The 25,888-nt window shown below is 74.5% G+C and carries 21 protein-coding genes; 10 read left to right on the forward strand and 11 right to left on the reverse strand.

The window, feature by feature from the left end:
* Positions 1-24: 24 nt before the first annotated feature.
* Positions 25-1,479: an extracellular solute-binding protein gene (locus BJZ21_RS16075; protein ID WP_179664676.1), complete on the reverse strand. Its 1,455-nt coding sequence runs from the start codon at positions 1,477-1,479 to the stop codon at positions 25-27.
* A gap of 211 nt (positions 1,480-1,690) precedes the next feature.
* On the opposite strand from BJZ21_RS16075, the gene BJZ21_RS16080 reads away from it, so the two are divergent.
* Entirely contained in the window at positions 1,691-2,161 is a 471-nt protein-coding gene (locus tag BJZ21_RS16080) for a type II toxin-antitoxin system PemK/MazF family toxin (RefSeq protein WP_343052176.1), read from the forward strand.
* Between the two features lie 220 nt (positions 2,162-2,381).
* Here the strand turns inward: BJZ21_RS16080 and BJZ21_RS16085 are convergent, their stop codons facing one another.
* Positions 2,382-2,978, reverse strand: a complete 597-nt coding sequence (locus BJZ21_RS16085; protein WP_343052177.1) for a hypothetical protein — start codon at positions 2,976-2,978, stop codon at positions 2,382-2,384.
* A 28-nt stretch (positions 2,979-3,006) separates the two neighbouring features.
* On the reverse strand, positions 3,007-6,942 hold the full coding sequence (gene hrpA, locus BJZ21_RS16090) for an ATP-dependent RNA helicase HrpA (protein ID WP_179664677.1): 3,936 nt from the start codon (positions 6,940-6,942) through the stop codon (positions 3,007-3,009).
* A 137-nt stretch (positions 6,943-7,079) separates the two neighbouring features.
* On the opposite strand from hrpA, the gene BJZ21_RS16095 reads away from it, so the two are divergent.
* Together BJZ21_RS16095 and BJZ21_RS16100 are read left to right on the forward strand one after the other, a co-directional pair.
* The gene (locus BJZ21_RS16095) at positions 7,080-7,790 is read left to right on the forward strand and encodes a response regulator transcription factor (protein ID WP_281380844.1); all 711 of its coding nucleotides are present in this window, start codon (positions 7,080-7,082) and stop codon (positions 7,788-7,790) included.
* Positions 7,787-9,298 (forward strand): ATP-binding protein, encoded by a 1,512-nt coding sequence (locus tag BJZ21_RS16100; protein WP_179664678.1) that lies wholly within the window; start codon positions 7,787-7,789, stop codon positions 9,296-9,298. Before BJZ21_RS16095 ends, BJZ21_RS16100 begins: the two co-directional genes overlap by 4 nt.
* 385 nt (positions 9,299-9,683) lie before the next feature.
* On the opposite strand, the gene BJZ21_RS16105 is transcribed toward BJZ21_RS16100, so the two are convergent.
* Complete coding sequence (locus tag BJZ21_RS16105; RefSeq protein ID WP_179664679.1) at positions 9,684-10,334, reverse strand: TetR family transcriptional regulator; 651 nt, start codon at positions 10,332-10,334, stop codon at positions 9,684-9,686.
* Between the two features lie 50 nt (positions 10,335-10,384).
* Between BJZ21_RS16105 and BJZ21_RS16110 the strand changes: the two genes are divergently transcribed.
* The 3 genes from BJZ21_RS16110 to BJZ21_RS21500 are packed head-to-tail and all read left to right on the forward strand — an operon-like array spanning position 10,385 to position 13,396.
* Positions 10,385-11,989, forward strand: a complete 1,605-nt coding sequence (locus tag BJZ21_RS16110) for a flavin-containing monooxygenase (RefSeq protein WP_179664680.1) — start codon at positions 10,385-10,387, stop codon at positions 11,987-11,989.
* Positions 11,986-12,828 carry an SDR family NAD(P)-dependent oxidoreductase gene (locus BJZ21_RS16115; protein WP_179664681.1) on the forward strand — a complete coding sequence of 281 codons (843 nt, stop codon included), beginning with the start codon at positions 11,986-11,988 and terminating at the stop codon, positions 12,826-12,828. The genes BJZ21_RS16110 and BJZ21_RS16115 overlap by 4 nt, the downstream gene beginning before the upstream one ends.
* Positions 12,829-12,844: 16 nt before the next feature.
* Positions 12,845-13,396 (forward strand): DUF402 domain-containing protein, encoded by a 552-nt coding sequence (locus tag BJZ21_RS21500; RefSeq protein WP_179664682.1) that lies wholly within the window; start codon positions 12,845-12,847, stop codon positions 13,394-13,396.
* 19 nt (positions 13,397-13,415) lie between these two features.
* Here the strand turns inward: BJZ21_RS21500 and BJZ21_RS16125 are convergent, their stop codons facing one another.
* On the reverse strand, positions 13,416-14,879 hold the full coding sequence (locus BJZ21_RS16125; RefSeq protein WP_343052178.1) for a threonine/serine exporter family protein: 1,464 nt from the start codon (positions 14,877-14,879) through the stop codon (positions 13,416-13,418).
* Positions 14,880-14,921: 42 nt separating this feature from the next.
* On the opposite strand from BJZ21_RS16125, the gene BJZ21_RS16130 reads away from it, so the two are divergent.
* Positions 14,922-16,052 (forward strand): glutamate--cysteine ligase, encoded by a 1,131-nt coding sequence (locus BJZ21_RS16130; RefSeq protein ID WP_343052179.1) that lies wholly within the window; start codon positions 14,922-14,924, stop codon positions 16,050-16,052.
* Between the two features lie 31 nt (positions 16,053-16,083).
* On the opposite strand, the gene BJZ21_RS16135 is transcribed toward BJZ21_RS16130, so the two are convergent.
* Genes BJZ21_RS16135 through BJZ21_RS16150 form a run of 4 tightly spaced genes read right to left on the reverse strand, consistent with a single transcriptional unit; the run spans position 16,084 to position 19,825 of the window.
* The gene (locus BJZ21_RS16135) at positions 16,084-17,322 is read right to left on the reverse strand and encodes a DNA polymerase IV (RefSeq protein WP_179664685.1); all 1,239 of its coding nucleotides are present in this window, start codon (positions 17,320-17,322) and stop codon (positions 16,084-16,086) included.
* The gene (locus BJZ21_RS16140; RefSeq protein WP_179664686.1) at positions 17,319-18,425 is read right to left on the reverse strand and encodes an FUSC family protein; all 1,107 of its coding nucleotides are present in this window, start codon (positions 18,423-18,425) and stop codon (positions 17,319-17,321) included. Before BJZ21_RS16140 ends, BJZ21_RS16135 begins: the two co-directional genes overlap by 4 nt.
* A 47-nt stretch (positions 18,426-18,472) precedes the next feature.
* Positions 18,473-18,787, reverse strand: a complete 315-nt coding sequence (locus BJZ21_RS16145; RefSeq protein ID WP_179664687.1) for a hypothetical protein — start codon at positions 18,785-18,787, stop codon at positions 18,473-18,475.
* Positions 18,788-18,838: 51 nt separating this feature from the next.
* Complete coding sequence (locus BJZ21_RS16150; RefSeq protein WP_179664688.1) at positions 18,839-19,825, reverse strand: LysR family transcriptional regulator; 987 nt, start codon at positions 19,823-19,825, stop codon at positions 18,839-18,841.
* An 82-nt stretch (positions 19,826-19,907) separates the two neighbouring features.
* Between BJZ21_RS16150 and BJZ21_RS16155 the strand changes: the two genes are divergently transcribed.
* Both BJZ21_RS16155 and BJZ21_RS16160 read left to right on the forward strand, forming a co-directional pair.
* Positions 19,908-21,140, forward strand: coding sequence for an MFS transporter (locus tag BJZ21_RS16155; protein ID WP_343052180.1), 1,233 nt, complete (start codon positions 19,908-19,910; stop codon positions 21,138-21,140).
* 159 nt (positions 21,141-21,299) lie between these two features.
* Complete coding sequence (locus BJZ21_RS16160) at positions 21,300-22,709, forward strand: wax ester/triacylglycerol synthase family O-acyltransferase (RefSeq protein WP_179664690.1); 1,410 nt, start codon at positions 21,300-21,302, stop codon at positions 22,707-22,709.
* A gap of 57 nt (positions 22,710-22,766) precedes the next feature.
* Here the strand turns inward: BJZ21_RS16160 and BJZ21_RS16165 are convergent, their stop codons facing one another.
* Entirely contained in the window at positions 22,767-23,969 is a 1,203-nt protein-coding gene (locus BJZ21_RS16165; protein WP_179664691.1) for a DNA methyltransferase, read from the reverse strand.
* A gap of 93 nt (positions 23,970-24,062) precedes the next feature.
* On the opposite strand from BJZ21_RS16165, the gene BJZ21_RS16170 reads away from it, so the two are divergent.
* Positions 24,063-25,370: a phosphodiester glycosidase family protein gene (locus BJZ21_RS16170; RefSeq protein WP_179664692.1), complete on the forward strand. Its 1,308-nt coding sequence runs from the start codon at positions 24,063-24,065 to the stop codon at positions 25,368-25,370.
* 21 nt (positions 25,371-25,391) lie between these two features.
* On the opposite strand, the gene BJZ21_RS16175 is transcribed toward BJZ21_RS16170, so the two are convergent.
* Positions 25,392-25,868: a hypothetical protein gene (locus tag BJZ21_RS16175; protein ID WP_179664693.1), complete on the reverse strand. Its 477-nt coding sequence runs from the start codon at positions 25,866-25,868 to the stop codon at positions 25,392-25,394.
* Between the last annotated feature and the right edge of the window lie 20 nt (positions 25,869-25,888).

The following is a 25,888-nucleotide window of genomic DNA, read 5'->3' on the forward strand; positions in this document are numbered from 1 at the left end:
CGCTCGAGCCGACCGGCGCTCGAGCTAGCCGGCGCTCGGGCTGTCAGTCGAGCTGGGGCTCGGGCTCGGGCTCGAGCTGTCGCTCGGGCTGGGGCTGGGGCTGGCCGGGGCCAGCACGCTGCGGGACTGGGCGTCGATCTGCGCGCCGAGCTGGGCCAGGTCGAGCACCGGCACGGTGACCAGTTCGTTGAGCTCTCCCCCGACCACCTGCTCCAGCCGCGTCATCGTGTCGATCAGCGGCATGAAGTGGACGTAGCGCTCGCTGCTGGTGAAGACCCGGGCGTCCTCGGGCTGGCGGCCCGGCTGCAGGAAGTCCTCGCCGGCGGCCGCCTCGAGATTGGTCGGGACCAGGTAGCCGGTGTGGGCGACCTGGGCGACCTGCTCGGTGGAGAGCACGTGCACCAGGAAGTCGGCGGCCTCCGGGGTGCTCGCCGCGTCGGCGGACAAGCACAGGCCGGTCACGTTCCCGACGGTGGCGGAGCTGTCCAGGATCGGCATCGGCATCACGTCGAAGTCGAGGCCGGGCACCCGCCGCAACCGCGGCACCAGCGAGCGGTAGCCGGCGATCATGCCCAGCTTGCCCCGCTCGAACCACTGCAGCGGCGAGGCGGTGGCGAGCTGTCGCTGGGTCAGCGTGAGGTGGGGGTTGCGCAGCAGGGGCAGCACCCGGTTCAGCGCGTCCTGGGTGCCGCTGGCGGAGAAGGCCAGCGAGGTGGGGTTCTGCTCGTCGTCGAAGAGCGACCCGCCACCGGAGTAGATGAACGGGGCGAGCCCGTTCAGCGAGGGACTGACATAGACGCCGCGGGTGCCCTTGCGGGGATGGGTCGCGAACTTGGCCGCGGCGGTGAACTGCTCGAAGGTCCAGCGCGGGTTGTCGCTCTCCGGGTCGGGGGCGTCGAGGCCGCGCTCGGCCATCCGTGCGAAGTCGATGAGATCCTTGTTGTAGTAGATGACCATCGGCGAGATGGAGTACGGCATGCACTGCAGCCGGTTGTCGGCGCTGAACGCCTCCAGCGCGGACCGCGCGTAGCCGTCACCGAAGTCCACGCCGCGCTCGTCGAGCAGCTCGTCGACCGGCTGGGTGAGCTGCTGCTGCTGGAGCCACGCCAGGTCGCTGCGGGAGACCATGAACACGTCCGGGAGCTCCTGCCCGCCGGCGGAGGCCTTGCGCAGCTCGGAGATCATCGCGTCGTGGGTGGGCCAGCTGTGCAGCTGGACCTGGCTGTCCTGACTGGTGGCGTTGAAGGCGTTCACCACGCGCTCGAAGGCCGTCTGCTCGTCCTTGGGTCCGTAGACCCCGAACGTCAGCGAGGTGGGCTGGGGCGTCGGCGAGCTCGCGCTGCTGCTGTGCAGGATCGGGCCGGGCTGTGCCCCCGTGCCGCCGTCGCAGCCGGCCAGCCCGAGGCAGAGCACCCCGGCCAGCGCTCCGGTGAGCACCGCCGACCGGCCGCGCCCACGAGACCAGCGACGAATCCTCACCTGCACCCCTCTCCCCGGCGTACGCCGGGCTCTGACCGCTCCTGCTGCGGCCGGCCCGGACCCGGGCCGCCGGCGCCCCACCCTACCGACCGGCGGCACGGGCCCGGAGGCGCCTCGCGCCGGGGACGACCCTGCGCGACCCTGCGCGCGACCCGGTGCGTCCCGGTGCGGGCCCGGTCGGCCGCCGGGCCGCCGGCCGTAGGCTCCCCCCGTGCCTCGACTCAGCCGCCGGATCCGCGACCTGGTGACCAGGGCCGCCCGACCTCGCCGCCCGCGTCGCGAGCCGGACGTCTTCGGCTACGCGCCCCGGGCGGACGGACGGCCGGACCCCGGCGAGGTGGTGTGGGCCTGGGTGCCCTTCGAGGAGGACGACGGTCGCGGCAAGGACCGCCCGGTGCTGCTGGTGGGCAGCCGGCGGGCCGGCGGCGGCGAGCGCTGGCTCGGCCTGATGCTGACCAGCAAGGACCACGACCGCGACGCCGCCCAGGAGGCGCGCCAGGGGCGGTACTGGATGGATGTCGGGACCGGCGGCTGGGACCGGGAGAGGCGGCCCAGCGAGGTGCGGCTGGACCGGCTGCTCGAGCTCGAGCCGGCCGGCATCCGCCGGGAGGGCGCGGCGCTGGACCGGGCGACGTACGACCGGGTGCTGGCCGCCGCGCGCCGGCACCACGCCCTGCCGTGACCTGAGCCGGGACCTCAGCCGAGAACTGAGCCGATAACTGAGGGAGCACGCCGGACCGGGAGCGCCTCACGGCGCGTGGCCGCTCGTAGCGGCTTATTTTGGGACCCGGGGCTGCCGCGGTCCGACGTGCTCCGGGGACCAACCTTACGACCTCATCGGGTGGGCTCAAGGCGATACCGCTGAGATGAGTCGCACACATTCGGCGTCGGCGGTCCGGCCCTCAGCTCAGTCCCTCGTCGAGCTCGGCGTGGCCGGCGGCCTCGAGCTGCTCGGCCAGGCCGAGCATCCGGCGCACCTCGTCGTTCGTGGGGCCGGTGAGCGAGGCCCGGCCGGTCGCCACCACCCGGGCGAAGGCGGCCGCGCGCAGCAACACGTCGGCGAAGTCGCTGCCGACGATGCCGCGCAGCACCTGGTCGATCATCGCCTTGAGCTCGTCGGGTCCCGGCGGGTCGGCCACCCCGGCGACGACCCGGGCCACCTGGGCGCGGGCCCGCCCGGCCTCGTACTCCCGGGCCACCCCGACCGGGTCGGCGTACACCCAGGACCGGAGCAGGTAGAGCCGCCACAGGCAGCCGGCCAGCGAGTCGGCGGGCGACCCGGCCCACACCTCCGCGATGGTCTCGATGCCCTCGCTCTCGGCGAGGTGCAGCAGCCGGTCGGCGACCGCGTCGTCCCCGGACTCCCGCGCCCCGCGCACCAGCAGCGTGGCCGCCCGGTCGGCGGCCTCGCTGACGGCCGCGGGGTCCACGCCGCCGGTCAGCTCCTCGAAGAAGTCGGACCCGGGCTTCATCGGCCGGTGGTGGGGACGCTCGCTCACCGCGCCACCCTACGACCGGCCCCCACCCTCAGGAGGCGGCGTTCAGCGCCTTGCGGATCCGCTGGTCGCTGACCGGGACCGGGGTGCCGAGGTGCTGGGCCCACAGCGAGACGCGGTACTCCTCGAGCAGCCACCGCACCTGCCGCAGGTGGGCGCCGGGCGGCCGCCCCTCGGGCAGCGCCGCGACCTGGTGCAGCCACGCGTCCTGGACGTCGGAGATCTGGTCCATCAGCTGCCGGTCCCGGCCGACCTGCTCGGCCAGCCGCTCGCGGCGGTGGCGCAGCGCGGCGAGGTAGGTCGGGTAGCGCCGCAGCTGCCCGGCCCCGGCCTCGGCGACGAACCCCCGGTGCACCAGCCGCGCGAGCTGGGCCTTCATGTCCGACATCGCCGGCAGCTCGGCCATCTCGGTGCGCCCGCTGAGCGCCTTCTCGGCCTGGCGCCACGCCTCGAGCACCCGGATCACGTCGTCGAGCACGGCGCGCAGCCGCGCCTCCTGCTCCGCGCCGGCCTCGGCCAGCAGCGCCCGGAACGCCGCCTCGTCGCGGATCGCCGGCCGGGCGTCCACGAGGTCGGCGACCACCGCGGCCCGGCAGTCCTCGAGCAGCTCGCCGACCGAGGGGTACGGCGAGCCGGCCAGGCCCAGCTTTCGGGCGTTGTCGAGCCCGTCCAGCACCCGCCGGACCGGACCGCCGCCGCGGCCGTCGAGCCGGTCGAGGCCGAGCAGCAGCAGCCGGCGCACCCCCAGCCGGTGCTGGGCCTCCTGCTCGACCGCGGACCCGAAGACCCGCAGCCCGACGGCGCCGCCCTCGTCGACCAGGCCGGGGAAGCCGCGCACCTCGTGCCCGGCGCGGGTCCGGGTGAACGACGGCTCGATGGTGCCGAAGACCCAGTCGGTCTCGCCGGTGCGGGTGATCCCGCTGTCGGCGGCCACCTCGGCCATCGCCCTGGCGAACGTGGGCCGCAGCGGCTCCTTGAGCGCCTCCAGGTCCTTGCCCCGCGCCTGCTCGCGGCCGCCGTCGTCGACGATGCGGTACGTCGGCCGCAGGTGCTCGGGCACCTTGGACCAGTCCCAGGCCTCGCGCGGCACCACCACGCCGGTGGTGCTGCGGCACCAGCGCTCGAGCGCGTCGAGCAGCGGCTCCTCCCCCGGCGGCACCGCCGCCAGGAACTCCCGCGCCTTGTTGGGCGCCGGCACGAAGCTCACCCGCAGGCCCTTCGGCAGGCTGCGGATCAGGCTGGTGACCAGCTCCTCGCGCAGCCCCGGCACATTCCAGGAGAAGTCCTCGGCGCCGACCCGGTTCAGCGTCGCCACCGGCACGTCGATGGTCAGGCCGTCGTCGGCCGCGCCGGGCTCGAAGTGGTAGCTGATCGGGAAGGTCAGCCCCTCGCCCACCCAGGTCTCGGGGTAGTCCGCCGCGCGGACCTCCTCGGCGGTGTCGTGGGTGAGCATCTCGAGGTCGAAGGTGAGCAGCTCGGGCTGCCGCTGCCGGGCCCGTTTCCACCACTGGTCGAAGTGCGCACCGCTGACGACCTCCTCGCCGACCCGGCGGTCGTAGAAGTCGAAGAGCGTGTGCTCGTCGACCACGATGTCGCGGCGCCGGGCGCGGTGCTCGAGCTCCTCGGCCTGCTCGAGCAGCGCGAGGTTCTTCGCGTAGAACTTGTGCCGGGTCTGCCACTCGCCGTAGACGAGCGCGTGCCGGATGAACAGCTCGCGGGCGAGCTCGGGGTCGACCTTGCCGTAGCTGACGAGCCGGTCGGCGACCAGCGGGACGCCGTACAGCGTGACCCGCTCGTGGGCCATCACCGCGGCCCGCTTCCTGCTCCAGTGCGGCTCGGAGTAGGTCCGCTTGACCAGGTGCCCGCCCAGCCGCTCGGCCCACTCCGGGTCGATCGCGGCGTTCTGCCGCGCCCACAGCCGGCTGGTCTCGACGAGCTCACCGGCCATCAGGAACGGCGGGTTCTTCCGGTGCAGCCCGCTGCCCGGGAAGATCGCGAACCGGGTGCCGCGGGCGCCGAGGTACTCCCGCGGGCCGCGGCGGCCCTTGCCGCCCGGCTCGTTCTTGTCGCGCTCCTCCAGGGCCCCGATGTGGGAGAGCAGCCCGGACAGCAGCGCCTGGTGGATCCCGTCGGCGTCGTACGCCGCGCCCTCGCTGGTCGAGCGTGCCGAGACCCCGACGTCGAGGTCCATCTCCTTGCAGACCTGCCGCAGCTGGGACTCGAAGTCCTGCCACTCGCGCACCCGCAGGTAGTTGAGGAACTCCCGGCGGCACATCCGCCGGAACGCCGAGGAGGAGAGCTCCTTCTGCTGCTGCTTGAGGTAGCGCCACAGGTTGAGCCAGGTGAGGAAGTCCGAGCCCTCCGCCTTGAACCGGGCGTGCAGCTGGTCGGCCTGCGCCTGCTCCCTGGGGTGCTCGGCCCCCGGGCGCTCGCGCGGGTCCTGCAGCGACAGGGCCGCGGCGATCACGACCACCTCGCGCAGGCAGCCGAGCCGCTCGGCCTCGAGGATCATCCGTGCCAGCCGCGGGTCGATCGGCAGCCGCGCCAGCCGGCGGCCCACCTTGGTCAGGTCCCCTGCCGAGACCGCACCGAGCTCCTCGAGCAGCTGCACGCCGGCGGTCACGTTGCGCCGGTCCGGCGGCTCGACGAACGGGAACCGGGCGATCTCGCCGAGCCCGAGCGAGGCCATCTGGAGGATCACCGAGGCCAGGTTGGTGCGCAGGATCTCGGGGTCGGTGAACTCCGGGCGGGACTCGAAGTCCTCCTCGGAGTAGAGCCGGATCGCGATGCCGGCCTCGACCCGGCCGCAGCGGCCCGACCGCTGGTTGGCCGAGGCCTGGCTGATCGGCTCGATCGGCAGCCGCTGCACCTTGGTGCGCGCGGAGTAGCGGCTGATCCGGGCCACCCCGCTGTCCACGACGTAGCGGATGCCCGGCACGGTCAGCGAGGTCTCGGCGACGTTGGTCGCGAGCACGACGCGGCGGCCGGTGTGGCGCTGGAAGACCTTGTGCTGCTCGGCGGCCGAGAGCCGGGAGTAGAGCGGCACGACCTCGAGACCGCCTCCACGGGTCGAGGAGGTGAGGTCGGACAGGGCGTCGGCGGTGTCGCGGATCTCGCGCTCGCCGGGCAGGAAGACCAGGACGTCGCCGGGGCCCTCGGCGGAGAGCTCCTTGACCGCGTCGACGATCGCCTCGGTCTGGTCGCGGACGACCGGCTCGCCCTCCTCGTCCTCCTCCGGGAGCTCGAGGAGCGGCCGGTAGCGGACCTCGACGGGGTAGGTGCGCCCGGAGACCTCCACGATCGGGGCGGGCTTGCCGTCGCGGTCGGCGAAGTGCCGGGCGAACCGCTCGGGGTCGATGGTCGCCGAGGTGATGATCAGCTTCAGGTCCGGCCGGCGCGGCAGCAGCTGCCGGAGGTAGCCGAGCAGGAAGTCGATGTTCAGGCTGCGCTCGTGGGCCTCGTCGATGATGATCGTGTCGTAGCGGCGCAGCATCCGGTCGCGCTGCAGCTCGGCGAGCAGGATGCCGTCGGTCATCAGCTTCACCCGGCTCGAGCGGGAGGTGCGGTCGGTGAACCGCACCTGGTAGCCGACCAGGTCACCGAGCTCGGTGCCGAGCTCCTCGGCGATGCGCTCCGCGACCGAGCGGGCGGCGATCCGCCGGGGCTGGGTGTGCCCGATCAGGCCGCCGCTGTAACGGGGCCGGCCGTCCCGGCCCTTGCCGGTGCGGACGCGGGTGCCGCGGCCGAGCTCCAGGCAGATCTTCGGCAGCTGGGTGGTCTTGCCCGAGCCGGTCTCGCCGGCGACGATCACCACCTGGTGGTCGCGGATCGCGGCCGCGATGTCCTCGCGGCGCTGGGTGACCGGCAGCTCCGGCGGGTAGCTGATCCTCAGCGGGGCCGGGTCCGGGCGCTGCTCCCGCTTCGCGGGGTCGGGGGTGCTCTCGCGGGAGTGGGCGGGGCCGGACATGATGCCGGCCATTGTGCCTGCGGGGTGGCTGCGCCCGCGAACCGGAAAAGTCCGCGGGACGCACAGGCGACTCACAGCAAGTCCACAGTTGCGCCCGGGCCGGGAGCAGGCAAGGTGGACCCCATGGGGTGCAGCGCATGGACCTGACCAGGCCGGACGGCTCCCCGCTGCGCGTGCTCGTGGTGGACGACGAGGTGAACATCGCCGAGCTGATCTCGATGGCGCTGCGCTACGAGGGCTGGGAGGTGGCCACGGCCCACTCCGGCTCCCGGGCCGTCAGCACGTCCAAGGAGTTCCGCCCCGACGCGGTGGTGCTGGACATGATGCTGCCCGACTTCGACGGCCTCGAGGTGCTGCGCCGGCTGCGGACCTCGGACCCCGACGTACCGGTGGTGTTCCTCACCGCCAAGGACGCGGTCGAGGACCGGATCGCCGGCCTGACCGCGGGCGGCGACGACTACGTGACCAAGCCGTTCTCGCTGGAGGAGGTGGTGGCGCGGCTGCGGGGGCTGATGCGCCGCGCCGGGGCCCAGCAGGCCGCGACCTCATCGGTGCTGAGCGTCGGGGACCTCACGCTCGACGAGGACAGCCACGAGGTGTTCCGCGCCGGTGAGGAGATCAGCCTGACCGCGACCGAGTTCGAGCTGCTGCGCTACCTGATGCGCAACCCGCGCCGGGTGCTGTCGAAGGCGCAGATCCTCGACCGGGTCTGGAACTACGACTTCGGCGGCCAGGCCAACGTCGTCGAGCTCTACATCTCCTATCTGCGCAAGAAGGTCGACGCCGGCCGCGAGCCGATGATCCACACGATGCGCGGCGCCGGCTACGTGCTGAAGCCGGCCACGTGAGCAACCTGCTGGCCTCGCTCACCTCGCGGCTGGTCGTCACCGCGGTCGTGCTGGTGGCGCTGGTCTCGGTGCTCATCGCGACCGTCACCACGCTCGCGCTGCGGGCGAGCCTGCTGGACCGCCTCGACCACGACGTGCAGTCCTCGCTGGGCCGGTTCAGCGACAACGACCACGACCGCGACAACGGCGGTGTGCCCGGCCCGCGGCCCCCGGACGCGGGCTTCCAGGGGCCGGGCACCCTGGTCGCGCGGCTCCGCCCGGCGCCCAGCGGCTGCGTGGTCAGCGAGGAGCACGCAGCCTGCCGCACGCTGTCCACCACCGCGCTGACGGACCTCGCCGCGCTCCCCGCCGACGGCCGCGTGCACGGCGTCACGCTGCCCGGGCTGGGGTCCTACCGCGTCGTGCTGAGGCAGGAGGGCGGCGCGCTGATCGCCAGCGGGCGGCCGCTCAGCGAGGTCGACGCGACGGTGGCCCAGCTGATCTGGTGGGAGGTGCTGCTGACCCTGCTCGGCGTCGTCGCCGCCGCCGGCGCCGGGCTCTTCGTCGTACGCCGGCAGCTGCGGCCGCTGCGCGAGGTCGCCGACACCGCCCACGTCGTCGCCGAGCTGCCCCTGGCCTCGGGCGAGATCGACCTGACCGAGCGGGTGCCGGACCACCTGACCGACGAGCGCACCGAGGTCGGCCAGGTCGGCGCCGCCCTGAACAAGCTGCTCGTGCACGTGGAGTCGTCGCTGGAGGCGCGGCACCGCAGCGAGCAGCAGGTGCGGCAGTTCGTCGCCGACGCCTCCCACGAGCTGCGCACGCCGCTGACCACGATCGCGGGCTACACCGAGCTGGCGCGGCGGCGCCCCGACGACCCGTCCGCGGTGCGCACCGCGCTGGGCAAGGTGCAGGAGGAGTCGGGCCGGATGACCGCCCTGGTCGAGGACCTGCTGCTGCTCGCCCGGCTCGACGCCGGGCGGCCGCTCGAGCGCGAGCCGGTGGACCTCTCCCGGCTCCTCGTCGAGGCGGTGTCCGACGCGCGGGTGGTCTCCCCCGACCACCGCTGGCGACTCGACCTGCCCGGCGACGCGGACAGCGCCGACAGCGCGGTCGGGGCGGGCAGCGCGGGCAGCGCGGGCGGGACCGACGGCACCGTGCAGGTCACCGGCGACACTCACGGGCTGCACCAGGTCGTGACCAACCTGCTCACCAACGCCCGCAAGTACACCCCGCCGGGCACCGTGGTCACCGTCTCCGCGAGGGCCACCCCCTCGGGCGGCCGGTTCTGCGTCCACGACACCGGCCCGGGCTTCCCGCCCGAGCTGGTCGAGCACGCCTTCGAGCGGTTCGCCCGCGGCGACACCGCCCGGACCCGCTCGCTCGACGGGGAGGGCGCCGACGCGGTCGTCGGCGGCCACGGTCTCGGCCTCTCCCTCGTCGAGGCGATCGTGCACGCCCACGGCGGCACCGTCCGGCTCGACTCCCGCCCGGGCGACACGACGATCACCGTCGACCTGCCGGGCTGACCGCCCAGGCGGGCTGGCCGGGCTGCCGGCGGTGACTCCTCCACCGTTCCGGCGTGGGACCCGGTGGACGGCTCACCGCTCCCCGGCCGGGCGGTGGCTCCTCCACCGGTTCCGGCAGGGATCCGGTGGACAGCTCACCGCTCCCCGGCCGACCCCGGCAGCGTGGCGACGAGGACGGCCACCGCGCCGGCGGTCATCGCGACCAGCTCCTCGCGCGTCACCCGCCGGGGTCCTGGACCCAGGTGAGGACCAGCTCCTCGGTCATCGCCGCCCAGCCGGCGGTGACTCCTCCACCGGTCCCGGCGGTGACCCGGTGGACAGCTCACCGCTCCCCGGCCGGGCCGGTGACTCCTCCACCGGTTCCGGCGGGGATCCGGTGGACAGCTCACCGCTCCCCGGCCGACCCCGGCAGCGTGGCGACCAGCGCGGGCAGCGCGCCGGCGATCATCGCGACCAGCTCCTCGCGCGACACCCCGCCGGGGTCCTGGACCCAGGTGAGGACCAGCTCCTCGGTCATCGCCGCCCAGCCGCGCACGACCAGCCGGGACGCGGCGGTGTCGGGGAGAATCCCGCCCTGCGCGTCCTCGCGGAAGATCCGGTCGGTCAGCGCCGAGCGCGCCTCCTCGTAGATCTCGCGCAGCGTGTCGTTGCCGCCGGCGGCCCCCTTCACCAGGGACAGGTAGCCCTCGAAGTTGGCCTCGACGTAGTCCAGGTACGCCGTGGTCGAGACCAGCAGCCGCTCCAGCGGCTCCCCCTCGACCGGGGGCGCGGTCTGCGCGATCAGGTCGTCCGCGGCCCGGCGTACCACCGCCTCGTGGAAGGCGTGCTTGTTGCCGAAGTAGTGGTATAGCAGGCCGCGGGAGATGCCCGCCTCCTCGGCCAGCAGGTCGATCGAGAGCTCGTCGAGGGAGCGGTGCGCCAGCAGCCGCACTCCGAGGTCGAGCAGCTGCGAGCGCCGCTGCTCGGGGCTGAGCCGGGTGCGCGCCCCACCGGCGGATCCGTCGCCGCGGGCGTCGTTCTCTGTGTTCGCCGTCACGCGCCGGATTCTATTGACACTTGTTCAATAACGCCAATACCGTCGAGGCCATGACAGCAACGGGGACCACGACGGGGACCACCACACGCCCTGGCCACGACCGCCCCCACAGCCTGCCGGACCACGTCCGCCACCTGGTGGTCGGCGCCGGCTTCGCCGGCCTGTGCGCGGCGATCCAGCTCGCCCAGGACGGGGAGCACGACCTCCTGGTGATCGAGAAGGGCGACGACGTCGGCGGCACCTGGCGCGACAACACCTACCCGGGGGCCGCCTGCGACGTGCCGAGCCAGCTCTACTCGTTCTCGTTCGCACCGAACCCCGACTGGTCGATGTCGTTCTCCCCCCAGCCGGAGATCCAGGCCTACCTGCGCCGGGTCGCCCGCGAGTCCGGGACGCTGGACCGTTTCCGGTTCCGCACGGCCCTGGTCTCCGCCGGCTGGGACGAGGACGCCCAGCGGTGGCGCGTCGAGGTCGAGGACGGGTCCGGCCGACACACGCTGACCGCCCAGACCCTGGTGGTCGCCGCCGGCGGGCTCTCCGAGCCGCGGCTGCCCGACATCGACGGGATCGAGGACTTCGGCGGCGAGCTGTTCCACTCCGCCCGCTGGCGCCACGACGTCGACCTCACCGGCAAGCGGGTCGCGGTGATCGGCACCGGCGCCTCGGCGATCCAGATCATCCCCGAGATCCAGCGGCGGGCCGGCCACCTCGACGTCTACCAGCGCACCGCGCCGTACGTCCTGCCCCGCCGCGACCGCCGCTACGGGCGGCTGGAGAGGCTGGCCCTGCGCCACCTGCCGGGGCTGCAGAGGCTCTACCGCACCGCGATCTACTGGGGCCGCGAGAGCTACGTGCCCGGCTTCACGCGGCAGCCGCGGCTGGCGCTGCCGGCCAAGAGGCTCGCGCTGGCCAACCTCGAGCGGGGCGTGTCCGACCCCGAGCTGCGGGCGCGGCTGACCCCCACCTTCGAGATCGGCTGCAAGCGGATCCTGATCTCCAACAGCTACTACCCCGCACTGGACGCCGAGAACGTCGAGGTCGTCACCGACCCGATCGCGCGGGTGACGCCGGACGCGGTGGTCTCCGAGGACGGCACCGAGCGACCGGTCGACGTGCTGGTCGTGGCGACCGGCTTCTTCACCACCGAGCTGCCGATCACCGAGCGGCTCACCGGCCGCGACGGCCGCACCCTCGCCGAGCAGTGGCGCACCGGCGGCATGGAGGCCTACAAGGGCACCACGGTCCCGGGCTTCCCGAACCTGTTCATGCTGGTCGGCCCCAACACCGGGCTGGGCCACTCGAGCATGGTCTTCATCATCGAGTCCCAGGTCGCCTACCTGCGCGCCGCGGTCCGCACCATGCGCCAGCACCGGTACGCCGCGGTCGAGCCCACCCCCGCGGCCACCCGGACCTGGAACGCCGACCTGCAGCACCGGATGCGGCGTACCGTCTGGAGCACCGGAGGCTGCTCGAGCTGGTACCTCGACGCGCACGGCCGCAACACCACGCTGTGGCCGCGCGCCACCTTCACCTTCCGCCGGCTGCTGGCCGAGTTCGACGTCGCCGCCTACGCCGTGCGCGCGCCGCACCCCGGCCCGACGGCCGAGCCCTCCCCCACCGCCGCCCACCGAGAGACCGAGGACGTGACCGCATGAAGACGCTCGAGGACAAGGTCGTCGTGATCACCGGCGCCGGCAGCGGCATCGGCCGCGCGCTGGCGGTGAACCTGGCCCGGCGCGGCGCGCTGCTGGCGCTCTCCGACGTCGACGAGGTCGGCCTGGCCCAGACCGTGGAGCTGGCCACCGTCGCCGGCGCCCCCGAGGTCCGCAGCGACCGGCTCGACGTCGCCGACCGGGCGGCGTTCGCCGCGTACGCCGCGGCCGTGGCCGAGCACTTCGGCCGGGTCAACGTCGTCATCAACAACGCCGGCGTGGCGCTCGCCGGCGACCTGGTCGACCTCACCTACGAGGACATGGACTGGATCGTGGGGGTGAACTTCTGGGGCGTCGTGCACGGGACCAAGGAGTTCCTGCCGCACCTGATCGCCTCCGGCGACGGCCACGTGGTCAACCTGTCCTCGCTGTTCGGGCTGATCTCGATGCCCGGCCAGAGCGCCTACAACGCCACCAAGTACGCCGTCCGCGGGCTCACCGAGGCGCTGCGCGAGGAGATGCTGATCGCCGGCCACCGGGTCGGCGTCACGGCGGTGCACCCCGGCGGCATCAAGACCGCGATCGCCCGCAACGCCCGGGTCTCCGACCGCGAGGACAAGGAGGCCACCGCCCGGCTCTTCGACGAGAAGCTGGCCCGGATGACCCCGGAGAAGGCCGCCGAGATCATCGTCAAGGGCATCGTGGGCAACAAGGCGCGGGTGCTGGTCGGTCTCGACGCCCACGCGCTGCACCACTTCGCCCGGCTCACCGGCTCGCGCTACCAGGACGTCGTGGCGATGGCGAGCCGCAAGGTCGTGCCGCCGAAGGCCACGGTCGTCTGACTGCTACAAACGCAGGGTGAGCACACTCCCCACCCCGGGCCGGCCCCGGCCGGGCGACCCGGTCCACGTGGTGATGACCAAGTGGGGCGGCCGGCCGCACTGGGAGTACGACGCGGTCCACCTCGGTGCGGACGCGCACGGCGACTGGATCGGGCTGCCCGGCGGGACGTTCTTCGCCCGGCCGGGCGCGGAGTACGTCGCGCCGGTCGCCCAGGTCTGCCTGGTCCCGGGCCCCGGCCCGGACGCCGAGCGGGGCTGGTTCGCCACGTTCCACGCGCACGGCGGGCCGGTGCGGGTCTACGTCGACATGACCACCCCGCCGGTCTGGGACGGCGCCGTGGTGCGCGCGGTCGACCTCGACCTCGACGTGGTGCAGGGGCCGACCGGCCGGGTCTGGGTCGACGACGAGGACGAGTTCGCCGAGCACCGGGTCCGCTACGCCTACCCCGAGGAGGTCTCGCGGCTGGCGATGCGCTCCTGCGACCGGGTCCGGGCCGCGGTCGAGGCCGGCTGCCCGCCGTACGACGGGACCAGCGCGGCCTGGTTCGACCGGCTCGCGGCCCGCTGAGCGGCCGCGGTCACGCCGCTCAGTCCTCGGAATTGGCCGGCTGGGGCTCGCCGTGCGCACGGTCCCGGCCGACCGACCCCTGCCGGCGGTCCGAGGCGGCCGGCTCCGCGGCGCGCTCGGTCGCGGCGGCGGGCTCCCGGGTCCGGCGCTGCTGCTCGCGGCGGGCCTTGCGCCCGGTGCGCACCCGCAGCGGACCGACCAGGCGCGGGCCGGCGAGCCGGCTCTCGAGCTTCTGGGCCTCGCGGCGCACCGGCTGGGCGACGTACTCCCCCAGGATCACCCCCGAGGACACCGCGATCGCGATCGAGGCGGCCGTGATGATCGCCAGCAGGCCCTGGGAGGTCGCGTGCTGCCCCTCGGCGAGCAGCGAGAGCCCGCGGTAGATCGACAGGCCCGGCAGCATCGGCACCACGGCGGAGACCACGACGACCAGCGGTGGCACCCGCATCCGGCCCGCCACCGTGTAGCTGACCAGGCCGACGAAGAACGCCGCCAGCCCGGTCGGCCAGGTGCTGCCCGCCTCGGAGAGCGACAGCGTCTGCGAGATCACCATCGCGGCGGCCGCGATCACCGCGATCGGCGCGATGATCCGGCGCGGCGCGTAGGAGGCGAACGCGAACGCCGCGGCACAGATCGCGGCCCCGAGCGCCATCATCGAGACCGCCTTGACGCTGCCGTAGGCGCCGGGGTTGAGCCGGTGCACCTGGATCCCCGCCATCTGCGCGAGCGTGAGGCCGCCGCTGACCCCGGCGATGATCCCGGCGGTGGACAGCATCGCCTCGGTCAGCCGGGCGCCGCCGGTGATGTAGAACCCGGACAGCGCGTCCTGCAGCGCCCCCATGAACCCGATGCCGGCGAGCAGCATGATGATGTTCGCGCTGACGACCAGGGACGGGTTGCCGACCAGGCCGAGGCCGGCCGCGCCGGCGCCGAGGATCGTGGCGATCGCCCCGCCGGCCACCTGCTGGTAGAAGAACGGCAGCCGGCGGCGCGACATCAGCACCTGGGCCCGGTCGATGCAGACGGCCGCCACGAACGCGATCGCGATCACGGTCGGCGTACCGCCGAGCTGGAGGCCGACGCCGGCGCACATCACGCCCCAGCCCAGGGTGACCGCCCAGCGCGGCTGCTTGTGCCCGGAGGAGACGATCCGGGCGAGCTTGGCCCGCGCCTCCATCAGGTCCACCCGGTCGGCCAGCACGTCGCGCACCAGGTGGTCGACCAGCGTGAGGTCCTCGTAGTCGATCTCGCGCTGCTTGACCTGCCGGATCTGGATGAGCGGCGGGTCCTCCGGGCTCGGCTGGAAGGTCATCGACAGCGAGGTGAACGTGACGTCGATGTCGGGGTGCCGGACGCCGAGGTGGTAGGACAGCGTCCGCATGGTCGCGGTCACGTCGGCGGCGCCCCCGCCCGAGGCGAGCAGCATCTCGCCGACCCGCAGGCAGAAGTCGAGAGTCAGGTTCAGCGCGCGAGACTCCAGCACGCGCCCCATGCTGACAGGCCCGCGATGTGCTTCGCTGGTCGGGTGCGCATCGACTTCCGGGGCTCCCCCGAGCCGACGATCGGCGTCGAGTGGGAGCTCGCGCTCGTCGACCGGTCCAGCCGCGACCTGGCCAACTGCGCGGCCGACCTGTTCGCCGCCGCCGGCCCCCGGCTGCCGGACCCCGGGCGGCTGCACAAGGAGCTGCTGCGCAACACCGTCGAGGTGGTCACCGGCGTGTGCCACACCGTCGGGGAGGCGGTCGCCGACCTGCGGCGCACCCTGGCCGAGGTGGTGCCGGTGGCCGACGCGATGGGCGTCGACCTGTACGGCGGTGGCACCCACCCGTTCGCGTCCTGGACCCGGCAGCAGCTCACCGAGGGGCACCGCTACGAGGAGCTGATCAACCGCACCCAGTGGTGGGGCCGGCAGATGCTGATCTGGGGCGTGCACCTGCACGTCGGCCTGCCCGTGCGGGAGCGGGTGATGACGGTGCTCTCGGCGCTGCTGAACCACTATCCGCACCTGCTGGCGCTCTCGGCGTCCTCGCCGATCTGGTCCGGCGTGGACACCGGCTACGCCTCCAACCGGGCGCTGATGTTCCAGCAGCTGCCGACCGCGGGCCTGCCGTTCCAGTTCCAGCGGTGGGAGGAGTTCGAGGCGTTCGCCTCCGACCAGCTGGCCACCGGCGTGGTCGACGAGCTCTCCGAGATCCGCTGGGACCTGCGGCCCTCGACCCGCAACGGCACCCTGGAGAACCGGATCTGCGACGGCGTCTCCGACCTCGACGACCTGGCCTCGCTGGTGGCGCTGATGCACTGCCTGGTCGTCGACCTCGACACCCGGGCCGCCCGCGGCGAGGCGCTGCCCACGATGCCGCCGTGGCACGTGCAGGAGAACAAGTGGCGCGCCGCCCGCTACGGACTCGACGCGATCGTGGTGCTCGACGCCGACTGCCACGAGCGGCTGGTCACCGACGACCTCGCCGAGCTGCTGGTCCGGCTCGAGCCGGTCGCGGAGCGGCTCGGCTGCTCCGCCGAGCTGGCCGCGGTCGCCGACATCCCGCGGCGCGGCGCGTCCTACCAGCGGCAGCGCGCGGTGGCCGAGCGCACCGGCGGCGACCTGGTTGCGGTCGTCGACTCGGTCGTGCGCGAGCTGCGCGCCGGCCTGGGGTAGCGCGGCGGCGGGGTGGCCGCGGGAGGGGGGCTCAGTAGCCGCCGGTCGGCTCGGTCATCTCCAGGCGGACGCCGAGCAGCCGCACCGGGCGGTCGTGCTCGACCCGGTCCAGGAGCGAGACCGCCGCCTCCGCGAGCACGACGGGGTCGTTGGTCGGCGCCGGCATGGTGAGGCTGCGGGTCACGGTGAGGAACGGCTTGAACCGCACCTTGATCGCGACCCGCGCCGCCGGGCGGCCCTCCCGGTCGATGTCGGCCACCGTCCGCCGGGTCAGCACCCGGACCTCCTCGGCGATCCGCTCCCAGTCCTCGAGGTCCACCTGGTAGGTCTCCTCCCGGCCGTGCGCCCGCGGCACCCAGGGGGTGGCGTCGACCGGGCTGGAGTCCTCGCCCCGGCCGAGCCGGTGGTACCACGGCCCCATCGTGGGGCCGAGCTCGGCGGCCAGCACCCGCGCGTCCGAGCCGGCGAGCTGGGCGACGGTGTCGATGCCGAGCGCGGACAGCTTCTTCGCGGTCTTGCGGCCGATCCCCCACAGCGCGTCCGTCGGCCGCTCGCCCATCACCTCGGCCCAGGTGTCCGCGGTCAGCTCGGCCACCCCGCGGGGCTTGCCGAACTCGGTGGCGATCTTGGCCCGCAGCTTGTTGTCGCCGATGCCCACCGAGCAGTGCAGCCCGGTCTCTTCCAGCACCCGCTGCCGGACCAGCGCCGCGAACGCCCGGGGGCCGACCGGCCCGGGAGGCTGCTCGGGGGTCCCTCCCCCCACCCCCTCCCCGCGCGGCCCGGTCGTGGGCTCGGCCACCGCTCCCGCCGTCACGTCCGCCGACACCTCGGCGGGGTCCGCGCCCGGGCCGGCGGCGAGGAACGCCTCGTCCCAGCCGAGCACCTCGACCACCACCGGCGCGCCACCCCAGGTCAGCGAGCGCAGCGTCTCCATCACCCGCACCGACGCGGCCTCGTAGGCGGCGTGGTCGGCCGGCAGGAAGACCGCGTCCGGGCACTTGCGGGCGGCCACCCGCAGCGGCATCCCCGAGCCGACGCCGAACTCCCGGGCCTCGTACGACGCGGTCGCCACCACGCCCCGCTCGGTGGGGTCGCCGCGGCCGCCGACGACCACCGGGCGGCCGGCCAGCTCCGGATGCCGCTGCACCTCGACCGCGGCGATGAACTGGTCCAGGTCGACGTGCAGCACCCACCGCCGCCCGGGTCGGCGGCCGGGCGGCTGCTCGGGCCGGGGCTCGGGCCGGGGCTCGGGGTCGGGCCGGCCGGTCATCGCGGCGGGGGCGGCAGCGTGTCGGTGGCCTGCAGCTGGTCGAGGCCGGTGACCATGAGCAGGTCCACCACGACCGAGCGCAGCTGGCCGAGCACCACCTCGGCGGTGAGCACGTCGCTGCGCTCGACCAGGCCGGTGGCGTTGCCGACCGCCAGCACCGCGGGCCGGGCGGCCACCGCGATCCGTCGGTCGGCCAGCTCGTCCGCCACCGCGTCCGCGGCGTCGGCGAGGTCGAGCGCGACCAGCGCGTAGGACTTCGGCACCGGGCGTTGGTGGTAGGCCGCGACCGCGGTCTGTCGCACCAGCACCCGGGTGCTGCGCAGGGCCCGGTCCAGCGGTTCGACCAGCTCGGCCATCAGCCGCAGGTTGCCCCGGTGACGGATGCGGAACGGCGAGGACGCCACCACCGCCAGGCCCTCGTCGGCGGCCGCCTGCAGCTCGCGGATCAGGTGGTCGGTGGCGCGGGCGTCGGCGAGCAGCGCCGTCGCCCGGTCGATCTCGCCGTCGGTCATCACCTCCCCGGCCGCGCGGAGCAGCATCGCGATCTTGCGCATCACGATCGCGGCCTGCTGTCGGGGCCGGCGCAGCGGTGCGGCCGGCACGACGGTCGCGGCCACCAGCGCCACCGCGCCACCGACCAGCGCGTCGCTCCACCGGGTCAGCCCCGCCCCCGGGTCGGGCAGCAGGGTGCTGACCACGATCGACTGCACCGCGGCCTGGTTGACCAGCAGCTGGCTCGCGTCGAGGAGGAACGCCAGCGACATCGCCAGCCCGACGATCAGGGTCAGCTGCCAGGCGCCGGTGCCGATCCAGGTGACCACCAGGTCGCCGAGCAACACCCCGAGGGCCACCCCGATCGTCACCTCGGCCACCCGGCGCAGCCGCTGACCGTAGGTCGTGCCGAGGCTGACCACGGCGGCGATCGGCGCGAAGAACGGGGCCTGGTGCCCGAGCACGTCGCTGGCCAGCAGCCAGGCGACCCCGGCCGCCGTCGCGCATTGGGCGATCGCCCAGCGCTTGGACTCCCAGCGCCGGATCCGGGCCCGCAGCGAGAGCCGGCCACGGTCCCAGGCGCGGTCGAGGGGTCCGGCGGCGGCCTCCATGGCGGAGATCCTGCCATGCACCGGCGCGACGGCCGGCCCGCCGACCGCTACCGGGACCGGGCGAAGTCCAGCGCCAGCTTCGTCGCCGCGAGGTCGCGGTACCAGATCCGGGTCCGGGTGCGGCAGCGCACCCGGCCGACCCGGTGGTGCAGGGCCGCGCACCCGGCGCGGGCCTCCGCGATCGTGGGCGGGTAGGTCACCGTGCCGTCGTAGTGCTCGATCGTCCAGCCGTGCCGCCAGTCGCCGCTCACGTCGGTGATCGTGTCGCCCGGCGGCGGGTCGTCCCCGCTCGCCCAGGCGGCCGTCCCTCCCCCGACGGCGAGGACGGTGGCGGCGGCGATCAGCCCGAGGGTGTGCTTCATCTGTGGTCTCCCGAGGTCGGGGCGCCGGCGAGTTCCGGCGCAGCTCGGACGCTAGGAGACCGGTGGGGTCCGCCGCGGCGAGCGTCGGCCGGGCTGGGGACGACCCCGCGGGAGGGCCGCCTGTGGAGGAGAAGTGGGCCGGGCCGGCTCGGCCCGGTCCGCGGCCGCCTGCTCCGCCAGGAAGGCGAGGAACCGGGCGGCCGCCGGGGCCGGGCGTCGGTCGGTGCGCCAGGTGAGCCCGACCATCCGCTCGGCGCCCGCCGCGGAGAGCGGCACCCCGACGGCCCGCCCCCCGATCAGCTGCCCGATCAGCTGCTCGGGCAGCAGCGCCACGCCGAGCCCGGAGCCGACCAGCCCCTCGATCGTGGCCAGGTCGACGCTCTCGAAGGCGACCCGCGGGACCACGCCGGCCCCGGCGAACAGCTCGTCGACCAGCGCCCGGAAGCCGAACCCCGGGGGCACCGTGACGAACTCCTCGCCCTCGAGGTCGCGCAGCCGGACCCGGGTCCGCCCGGCGAGCCGGTGCCCGGCCGGCACCGCGACGGCGAGCCGCTGCCGCTGCAGCGGCAGCCAGCCGTGCGGCCCGCTCGGCCGGGGCGAGGTGACCGCCAGCTCGGCGGTGCCGGCGGCGAGGTCGCGGAGGATCTCGTGGTTCGGCTCCTGGGTCAGCACCACGCGCACCCGCGGCGCCACCGCCCGGAATTCGTGCAGCAGCCGGGGCACCAGCGAGGTCGCCATCGAGTCCAGGAACGCCAGCCGCACGGTGCCGGAGTCCGGGTCGAGCAGGTCGGCGAGGTCGCGCACCAGCTGGTCGTGCCGGCCGGTGAGGTCGCGCGCGGCGGCGAGCACCAGCTCGCCGTACGGGTTGGGGTGCACCCCCCTGGCGTCGCGCTCGAAGAGGCGTACGCCGAGCTCGCGCTCCACCCGCGCCAACAGCCGGGACAGGGTCGGCTGCGGCACCTCGAGCACCGCGGCGGCGTCGGTCACCTGCTCGTGCTCGGCGAGCACGAGCAGCTTGCGGAGGTCCTCCAGCTGCATGGCGACAACATACGCGTGGCGTATGCAGTTGGCGTGAAACCATGCATTGGAAGCATGCCCGCGGATGCGGGACAGTGGCCGGGTGTCCATCGCCGCCGCCACCCGCCACGACGGCTACCGCGCCGGGGAGGCCGGCTACCGCCAGATCGCGACCGCGCTGTTCGCGGCCGGGGTCGCCACCTTCGCGCTGCTCTACAGCACCCAGGCGCTGCTGCCCGAGCTCGCCGACTCCTTCCAGGTGACCGCGGCCGCGAGCACGCTGTCCCTCTCGCTGACCACCGTCGGGCTCGGCCTCGCGCTGCTGGTCGCCGGACCGCTCTCGGAGGTGCTGGGCCGCACCCGGCTGATCCACCTGTCGCTGGCGCTCTCGGCGGTCGTCGCCCTGGCCTGCGCCGCGGCGCCGGGCTGGCACGTGCTGCTCGGGCTGCGGCTGCTCCAGGGCGTCACGCTCGCGGGCCTGCCGGCGGTCGCGACGGCGTACCTCCACGAGGAGCTGCACCCCGACCTGCACGCCCGGGCCGCGGGTCTCTACATCGGGGGCACGGCGCTGGGCGGGATGACCGGGCGCCTGGCCGCCGGCGTCGTCGGCGACCTGGCCGGCTGGCGCTGGGCGCTGGCGGCGCTCGGCCTGGTCGGCGTGGGCTGCGCGGTCGCGGTCCGGCTGCTGCTGCCGCCGTCCCGCAACTTCGTCGCGGCCCCGGCCCGGCTCGACCACCTCGTGACGATGACCCGGCGGGCGCTCACCGACCGGGGGCTGCTGGCGCTCTACGCGATCGGCGCCTGCACGACGGGGTCGTTCGTGGCGGTCAGCAACGCGATCGGCTTCCGGCTCACCTCCCCCGAGGTCGGGCTGAGCCTGGGGGCGGCCGGGCTGGTCTTCCTCGTCTACCCGATCGGCTCGATCAGCTCGGTCGTCGCCGGCCGGCTCGCCGAGCGCTGGTCCCGCCGGACCGTCGTCCCCGCGGGCTGCGCGATCACGCTCGCCGGGATCCTGCTCACGCTGGCCCGCCCGCTCCCGGTGATCGTGCTGGGCCTGGCGGTGATGACCGCCGGGTTCTTCGTCGTGCACGGCGTGGCCAGCGGCTGGGTCCCGGCCCGGGCCCGGGCCGGCGGCATCGCGTCGGGGCAGGCCGCCTCGCTCTACCTGTTCGGCTTCTACCTCGGCTCCTCGGTCTTCGGCAGCCTTGCCGGTACGGCGTGGTCCGCGGGCGCCTGGCCCGCGGTCGTCACCCTGTCGGTCGTGCTGGTCGTGCTGGCCGCCGCGCTGGCCGGCGTCCTGCGGCACACCCCCTCGCTCGACCCGCTGCGCCGCTGAGCACGCCGGCCCTCCGGATCGCCGCCCCGGCGCACCTGGGGCGCGGCCCGGTGGCACACATCCGAGGACCGGCGGCATGGACCGCCGCCGGCTGGGGAGGATCGTTGTGAAACGGGCGGCCGAGGGCGAGGATCGGTCAACGACGAGAGCGGGGTACCCGTGGTCACACCGATCGATCCGACGTCGGCGGCGTTCCTGCTGGCCGAGAACCGCAGCCAGCCCATGCACGTGGGCGGGCTGCAGCTGTTCCAGCCGCCCGAGGGGGCCGGCCGGGACTACGTGCGCCAGATGTTCGAGCAGATGCGCGACGTCGAGGCCGTCGCCCCGCTGTTCCTCAAGCACCCCAAGCGGTCGCTGCGGACGGCCGGCCAGCTGGTGTGGGAGGACGACGACCAGTTCGACATCGAGCACCACGTCCGGCACAGCGCACTGCCCCGTCCGGGCCGGATCCGCGAGCTGCTCGAGCTCTGCGGCCGGCTGCACAGCACCCGGCTCGCCTGGGAGCGCCCGCTGTGGGAGGCCCACGTCATCGAGGGCCTGCGCGACGGCCGGGTGGCGATGTACACCAAGACCCACCACGCGCTGGTCGACGGCATCTCCGCGATGCGGCTGATCCAGAGCGTGCTGAGCACCGACCCGGACAAGCGGGGGATGCCGGCGCCGTGGGGCATGCGCGCGAGCGCGGCCCGCAGCCGCGAGCGGTCGCCGGCGGTCACCGAACGGGACCTCGCCGAGGTGTCGGTGCACGCGCTGCAGACCGCGCTCGGGATCGCCGCCGAGGCGGCCGGCCTGCCGGGGGCGCTGATCCGGACGCTCAACAGGAGCGTGCGCAACGAGACCTCCGCGCTCTCGCTCTACGCCCCGCGCACGATGTTCAACCGCTCGATCACCGGGTCCCGCCGCTTCGCCGCCCAGGACTGGCCGATCGAGCGGCTGCGGGCGATCGGCAAGGCGTCCGGCGCCACCCTCAACGACGTGGTGCTGGCGATGTGCAGCGGCGCGGTCCGCACCTACCTCACCGAGCTCGACGCGCTGCCGGACGCCCCGCTGGTGGCGATGGTGCCGGTCGGCCTCCACGCCCGCCAGTCCCACGTCGCCTCGGCCGACGGCGGCAACGCGGTCGGCGCGGTGATGTGCAAGCTCGGCACCGACCTCGCCGACCCGGCCGAGCGGCTGGCCGCGGTGCACCGGTCGATGAAGGACGGCAAGGAGGCGCTGTCCAGCATGACCCCGGTGCAGATCATGGCGATGAGTGCGCTCGGGCAGGCGCCGGCGATCCTGCCGCCGCTGCTGCGGATGCAGGGCATCGTCAAGCCGCCGTACAACCTGATCATCAGCAACGTGCCCGGCCCCCGGACCACGCACTACTGGAACGGCGCCCGGCTGCTCGGCCAGTACCCGCTCTCGATCCCGATCAACGGCATGGCGCTCAACATCACCTGCACGTCCTACGACGGCAACATGGGGTTCGGGCTGACCGGCTGCCGGCGCACCGTCCCGCACCTGCAGCGGCTGCTCGGCCACCTCGACACCGAGGTGGCCGCGCTGGAGAAGGCGGTCGGGGCCTGAGCGGCCGCGGTCCTCGGCGCCGGTCGAGCCACCCGGCCCGGGACCGCTGCTGCGCGCTCATCCCGGCCACTGCGGCGGGTCCTCGAGCAGCCCGCCGCCGACCGTCTCGGCGACCGCGCGCAGCCGCGCCCGGGTGATGTCGGCGACGCTCAGCAGCCCGGCGGCGCGGGCGTTGGAGCCCTCCCGGGTCGGCTCCCCGGAGTTGACGCTCAGGCACCGGCGGCTGCCGCCGTCCTCGGCGTTCTGCAGGGCGACCGCGTGCCCGGTGGTGCCGCTGCCGGCGAAGAAGTCGAGCACGCGCACGTCGTCGGGCATGGTCGCGAGGATCCTGCGGACCAGCCCGGTCGGCTTGGGCGACTCGAAGACGTGGCCCACGGTCGCCTTGAGCTCCGCGACCGCGGTGTCGGTGGTGCCGATCTCCTCGGCGAGCCAGATCGTGCGCAGCTTCTTGCGGCGGCCACCGGGGGTGTCCCGGACCAGCCAGTCCTTCTGGAACACGTCGACCCGGGGGCCGGCCCGGCCGTTGACGGTGCGGCAGACCAGATCCTCGGGGCGCTGCTCGATGAGCGGGCGCGACCAGCGCCAGACCGCGGGCCGGCCGTCGCCGAAGACCGGCCCGATCTCCTGCGCCCCCGCGAACGGGCTGGTGCCGACCCGGCCGGTGACCGGATCGCCCCAGAGCGTGAAGTGCAGGGTGCGCGCGGTGGTGGGGTTGAACTTCTTGTTGGTGTTGCGCAGCGGCAGCCGCCGGTAGCGGCGGCCGGTCGCCGGGTCGGTCAGCGGGAAGTCGCGCTCGTCGACCGCGTCGGGGCTGCTGGCGTCCAGGGCGGTGCGCCGGGGGTCCTTGACGTAGACCAGCAGGTACTCGTGGCTGGTCGCGAACCCGCGGCCGAGCTGGCGGCCCTTGGCGTTGAGGTTGACCACCACCTGGGCGACGAAGCCCGGCTCCCCGAACACCTCGTCCATCAGCAGCCGCAGGTGCGCCGCCTCGTTGTCGTCGATGCTGACGAAGATCGCCGCCCGCTCGCTCATCAGCCCCCGCGCCGCCTCGAGCCGGGGCCGCATCATCGCCACCCAGGCCTGGTGGCGGGTGCTGCGCGCCTCGCCGTGCCGGAAGTCGTCGCGGTAGGCGAAGTCGTTGCCGGTGTTGTACGGCGGGTCGATGTAGACCAGGTCGACCGGCGCGGTCACCCGCGCCAGCACCTCGAGGTTGTCGCCCTCGATGAAGGCGTTCCAGGGGTGCCCAGCCCGTCGACCCACGTGCGCACCCTAGTGGGCCGGGCGGGGCGGCGGCCGGCGACACGGTCGCGGGCCTACGCGCCGCCGGGGGGATCGCCACCTAGCCTGTCGGGCATGCGTGCTCGGGCCCCGCTGTCGGCTGCCGTCCTCGCGAGCTGCCTCGCGGCGGCCGCCCCCGCCCTGGCCGGCACCGCACCGCCACCCGCCACTCCCCTCGCCACTCCCCTCGCCACTCCCCTCGCCACTCCCCTCGCCACTCCCCTCGCTTCTGGGCACGGCCACCGGGTGCCGCGCGCGGTCGACGCCCGGCACCACCCGGTCACCAGCAGCGACGGCGAGCGGGGCGTGCTCGCGCCGGCGGTCCCGTCGTACGCCCGGGAGTCCCCGACCACCGCGGACCTGGTCCGGCGTGAGCTCGCGCCGGGCGTGACCTGGACCCGGTGGGACCGGCTCGACGCGCGCGGCCCGAACCGGGCGTACCTGCTGACCGTCGACACCCGCCGCCCCGGGGTCTCGCTCGACGTCGCCACCAGCGGCCGGGTCCGCGAGACCGCCACCGTCAAGGACCTGGTGGACCGCACGCACGCGGTGGCCGGGGTGAACGGCGACTTCTACGACATCGGCGACACCGGCGCGCCGCTCGGTGTCGCCCGCGACCGGAGCAGCGGGCTGCTCAACGCCCGCAGGAGCGGCTGGAACTCCGCGTTCTACCTCACCCGCGACGGCCAGCCCGAGATGGGCACGCTGGCGCTGCGGGCGCACGTCGCCCAGCACCCGGACCTGACCATCACCAACCTCAACTCGGCGTTCGTCCAGCCCGGCGGCATCGGCGTCTACACCCCGCGCTGGGGGCGTACGGCGGGCTACCGGGTCACCGACGGCCAGCGGCGACACGTCCGCATGGTCGTCGTCCGCGGCGGCCGGGTGCGGGCCTCGCAGACCCGGCTGACCCGGGACCGGCCCATCGACGGCACCGTGCTCATCGGCCGCGGCGCCGGCGCGCGGGCGCTGCGGGCGCTGACCGTCGGCTCCCGGGCCACGCTCGGGTGGAGCCTGCCGCAGCACCCGGCGATGGCGCTGAGCGGCAGCCGGTTCCTGGTGAAGGACGGGCTGGTCAACGTGGTCGACGACCGGATGATGGCCCCGCGCACGGCCGTCGGCATCGACCGCGACACCGGCGAGGTGCTGATCCTCGCGGTCGATGGCCGGCAGCGCGACAGCCGTGGCCTCACCATGGTCGAGCTCGCGAACCTGATGGTCGACCTCGGGGCCGACGACGCGCTCAACCTCGACGGCGGCGGCTCGACCACGATGGTCGTGCGTCGCCCCGGCGCCCGCAGCCGGGTGGTCAACAGCCCGTCGGACGGCTTCCAGCGCCGGGTCGCCAACGCGCTCGAGGTCCGGTACGCCGCCCCGCGGTGACCCGAGGGGCGGCGGCCGACGTCACACCGCGCCGGACGGGACCGCCACGACCGCGACGGTGGTGACCGGGGCCAGGCACTCCGGCAGCGGACTCCTCACCGGCTGCGCGGTGACCTGGAGCCCGTCGGGCGTGCGCTGCACGTCGACCGCCTTCGGCACGTCGCAGCCGACCGCGACCACGGCCGCGACCGGCACCCGGCCGTCGCCGAGGTCGGCCTTCGCGAGCACCTGCTGGAGCCGGCCCTGGAGCAGCCCGCCACGGAACCGGCCGGCGAACTGCTCGACGGCGGCCCGGCTGTCCAGCACCGTGGGGTGCGGGTCGACGCGGCCGCCCACCGCGGTCTGGCTGATCAGCGCGAGCACGGTGCTGTCCACGGGGCCGGTGCTCGGTGAGGGCGACGCGCTGCCGGTCGACGTGCTGCCGGCCGACGCGCCGGGGTCGGAGGCGGTGTCCGCGCCGCAGCCGGCGACTAGCCCCGCGGTCAGCAGCACGGTCATCAGGAGGGGCAGCAGGGCGG

Origin of the sequence: Nocardioides panaciterrulae (assembly GCF_013409645.1) — a bacterium.
Taxonomy (GTDB): domain Bacteria; phylum Actinomycetota; class Actinomycetes; order Propionibacteriales; family Nocardioidaceae; genus Nocardioides; species Nocardioides panaciterrulae.